Here is a 3,526-nt window from a genome sequence, read left to right as displayed (position 1 = left end):
TCCATGCTGATACGGATCAGACGCTTTACCAGGATCCTGGTAAAGCGGGGCCACCTCTGTTTAAAATCGTAGGCTTATCGGGTATGTTTGAAAACTCTCTAATGTCAGTTGGATCGGTTTGATACGACATGAAAGTCGCCATCGCGCTGTTTGTAAAAGACGAGGCGCCTGAAATCATATGGTGGATTTCTTGGCACCGAAGCATCGGTGTCTCGCGATTCCTGATTTACGATGATAATTCGAGTGACGGAACCGCTGAAATTATCAAGGGGCTGTCGAAAGCCGACCCATCCATCACGCTCCATTCAACTGGAACTGCCAATCACTTCGCGCAACGTCAGGCGTTCGCCTATGTCGATGCGATCGGCGTGGCGCAACGCGAATCCCTGTCATGGCTCGGGTTTCTCGACTGCGACGAATATCTGGATTTAGGCCCTTACGATACCGTCGAGACCATGTTGTCGAATATCCCGGGCTTCGCAGCCCTAGCCCTCAACTGGCGCTGCTACGGAGCGAACGGGAATCATATATTCCCAGGCCCCAATGCCCTAGACTGTTACAAATCGTTCATCACCATCGGACGCGGTGAGAATTTCGCCGTCAAATCATTTGTCCGCCCGCAAGCCACACAAAAAATCTATCGCAACCCGCATGTCTTCCAAGTCTCTGGCCCCTATGCCGATTGCCGGGGAGAAACATTGCCCGATACTGGTTTTCTCCATCGACCCACCGAAGGCGACGTGCCGTTCATTCGCCACTACATCACACGGAGCCTAGAGCATTTCCTCGAGAAACTGAAAAAGCGTGAAGACCTTCTCGCAAATAAGCACGCCCTAGATTTTTTCACGAAATTTCAAGAAGAGTGTCAGTCTCCTGACTTCACGAGATATAAGCCTGAATTCCCACGGCACGTTCATCGCGCGATCTCGCATCTTCACGTCCAATATCTCTCGGAATCATTCTCCCATGGATCGGATCAGATAGAAATCGCATTATACGACATGTCGCTGCTGCGGACATGTAAGATTATCCTGCCGGATGACCGAGATTTATATTACGATAAGAAGACAGGCGAGGTGTTCTGCGCCGAGAAATATCGGCACGGAGCCGATAAAGGACGGGTGATTTGCTACACAAGCCCATCGGATCAAGATCATATCTTTTTCGCGCCTGAAAATCCAGACGACTTTCTCAATATAAAATTTGACTCACAATATTCGAGTATGATCGCGATGAATTTGCACAGATCGTCGAATGGAAAATTTCACATGAGATCCGCCACCAACACATTCGTCGTATCATTCACGCGCGGGCAGGATACGAGCGGGCGGCTCGAAGCCAACAGGGCAAGCGTGCGCGAATGGGAAGAATTCGAGATCGCGCATCCCGGCCAATCGGATATCGCCGCGAGCCCCCTCTGCGCAGGACCTGAAACCACCGCCGCCGCTCACGCCAATATCGAATCAGCTTTTCACTTCGCCGATCTGTTTGCGTGTTGGTCACTAGTCACACGTTTCTCACACGCCAGACCGGAGGTGAAAAAAATCCTATCATTCTATAAGGTCTAGCAGGCTGGGAGTGGGGTTCTGCCGTAGTGATGAGTGACAGCGTTTATGCGGCCATCAGTCGCGTGATCCTGCGGTAATTGTATGCGAGGACGACGAGCGTCCATTCGGTTGCGACGTTGGCGAGGCGGCGGAGGTGGGAACGGATGAAACCCATACCGCTCTTGATGATGCCGAAGACCGGTTCGACGGTCTGCTTGTGTAAGGCGTAGAGGGCTTTTTCCGGGGCCTGTTGCAGACTGGCCTTCATGGCCAGGCGCCAGGAGGGCAGTGTTTGACAGCCAGTTGACGCGGAAGAACTACCAGATATTTTCGACCAGATTCGGTTCGAGACGTGGGATGGCAGGAAGATCAGACTGACGTTTTGCGGCAGATGGAGCCTGATCCGCGCTTCGCGCTGATCACCCAGACCACTTAGCCAAACAAGCTGCTCTTCGACATCAAAAAAACAGGCGGCTTCATAAGCCATACCCCAATCAACGCAGAAGAGACGGAATCATAGAGAAAGCATCAAAACCAGAAGGTTCTTCGAACACATCCAGATGTTTTAAATGCTTCTGACCTACTTTAAGGTGTCTTCAAACACCCTGAGGTTAGGAGATTTTTATGGCAAAGGTCCGCTGTATTACAATGCAGAAAAATGAATCTAAGCTTTTAGAGGCTTGGATAAAATATTATGGATATCTTTTTGGTTTTGATAATTTATACATTTTAGATAATGGATCAAATGAAAGTGATATTTTTGAAATTTTAAATAAATACCAAAAAATTGGTGTTAATGTAGATTTTTCATTTAATGAAAAAAAGGATTTTGACAGAAAAGGAGAAATTATATCTGAAATTGTACATAAATGGGACGATAAAAATGAAGATTATGACTTTGTTATACCTATAGACTGCGATGAATTCATTATTCTTTGCGACAACGGTGCATCGATTAGTCGATCTAAGATCGATAATTATTTAGATAACCTAATTGGAAAAAAGGAAGCTTTTGTCATGCAAAAGCTCTTTCTGAATATCCCAGAAGACACTAGTTTTTTTACACCAGCTATTGTCCCCAAGAGTATGTTTGCTAAAAATACATTAGGGTTTCTAGATCATGGTTTTCACCATCCACGATCATCTCAAAGCGATGAAACATTCATAACAAAGTTAGGTTATATACACCTTCATAATAAAAATTTTTCTGACGTTCTTCAGGCAGCAAAAGAAAAACTTGAATTTTATATCAATACAGAAGATAAAGATAATTTAATAAATTATACAGGGCCTGGGCTTCATTTAGTAAAATACTTTTTCATGGATGAGAATATATATAAAAAATCCTTTTTAGATAATGCAAATGTATATATACCTGATTTTCATTATCTTCTTGATTTACTTGACGTTAATTTATACAACTTATTTGGAACATATTCTAGATATAATATAAATTTAAAAGGTAAAAATGGAGAATTTTTAGTAAGGTATGCAAACAAAGATAAAACAGAATATAATATAGGGTTCTTTTCCGAAAATAATTACATTAGCAATCATGAAGATCTGCATGGAGTTTCTTTAGATCCTCTATCTCATTTTAGTGAGTACGGACATCATGAAAATAGAAAAATTGATTATTTATTTTCATGCAAAATAGAAGAATTCTATAAAATGTATAGGGTCGATTTTATTAATGAGAATAAACTTTATTCTTTTAAAGAAAAAGCAATGCTAAAAGAAGATCCTCTATATTTTTCCAAGATTCATATGAGAGATTAGTATCTTATATTCTCTATAACCTGGAGGGTTTGAAAAACCCTCTGGTTTTAAGGGTTTCTCTGTGATTCCATCTCTCCTGCGTTGATTGGGGATGATGGAAGATGAAGCAACCGGGTTTCTTTGATGTTGAAGAGCGGTTGGCCCGGTTAAGTGGGCTTGGCGATCAGCTCGAAGCATTTTCCCGAACTGTAGATTTTGAA

Annotated in this window: 2 protein-coding genes and 2 pseudogenes; 3 read left to right on the top strand and 1 reads right to left on the bottom strand. The window is 43.2% G+C overall.

Annotation, left to right across the window (positions count from 1 at the left end):
* Nucleotides 1-128 precede the first annotated feature (128 nt).
* Nucleotides 129-1,568, top strand: coding sequence for a glycosyltransferase family 2 protein (locus GOX01_RS12345; RefSeq protein ID WP_062268721.1), 1,440 nt, complete (start codon nucleotides 129-131; stop codon nucleotides 1,566-1,568).
* A 43-nt stretch (nucleotides 1,569-1,611) separates the two neighbouring features.
* Here the strand turns inward: GOX01_RS12345 and GOX01_RS12340 are convergent.
* Nucleotides 1,612-1,827, bottom strand: a pseudogene (locus GOX01_RS12340) (transposase); the annotation flags it as partial.
* A 344-nt stretch (nucleotides 1,828-2,171) separates the two neighbouring features.
* On the opposite strand from GOX01_RS12340, the gene GOX01_RS12335 reads away from it, so the two are divergent.
* Together GOX01_RS12335 and GOX01_RS12330 are read left to right on the top strand one after the other, a co-directional pair.
* Nucleotides 2,172-3,326 carry a glycosyltransferase family 2 protein gene (locus GOX01_RS12335; RefSeq protein ID WP_081107003.1) on the top strand — a complete coding sequence of 385 codons (1,155 nt, stop codon included), beginning with the start codon at nucleotides 2,172-2,174 and terminating at the stop codon, nucleotides 3,324-3,326.
* A 101-nt stretch (nucleotides 3,327-3,427) separates the two neighbouring features.
* Nucleotides 3,428-3,526 (top strand): annotated as a pseudogene (locus tag GOX01_RS12330) (IS5/IS1182 family transposase); the annotation flags it as partial.

Source organism: Gluconobacter oxydans (genome assembly GCF_006539685.1).
GTDB classification, from domain to species: Bacteria; Pseudomonadota; Alphaproteobacteria; order Acetobacterales; family Acetobacteraceae; genus Gluconobacter; species Gluconobacter oxydans.
The sequence above is the reverse complement of the archived record's forward strand: the minus strand, read 5'-3'. Positions and strand labels throughout refer to the sequence as shown.

Bases quoted from the DNA above. Each gene is read 5' to 3' on its own strand.
- GOX01_RS12345 (WP_062268721.1), top strand. From the start codon at position 129: ATGAAAGTCGCCATCGCGCTGTTTGTAAAAGACGAGGCGCCTGAAATC.
- GOX01_RS12335 (WP_081107003.1), top strand. From the start codon at position 2,172: ATGGCAAAGGTCCGCTGTATTACAATGCAGAAAAATGAATCTAAGCTT.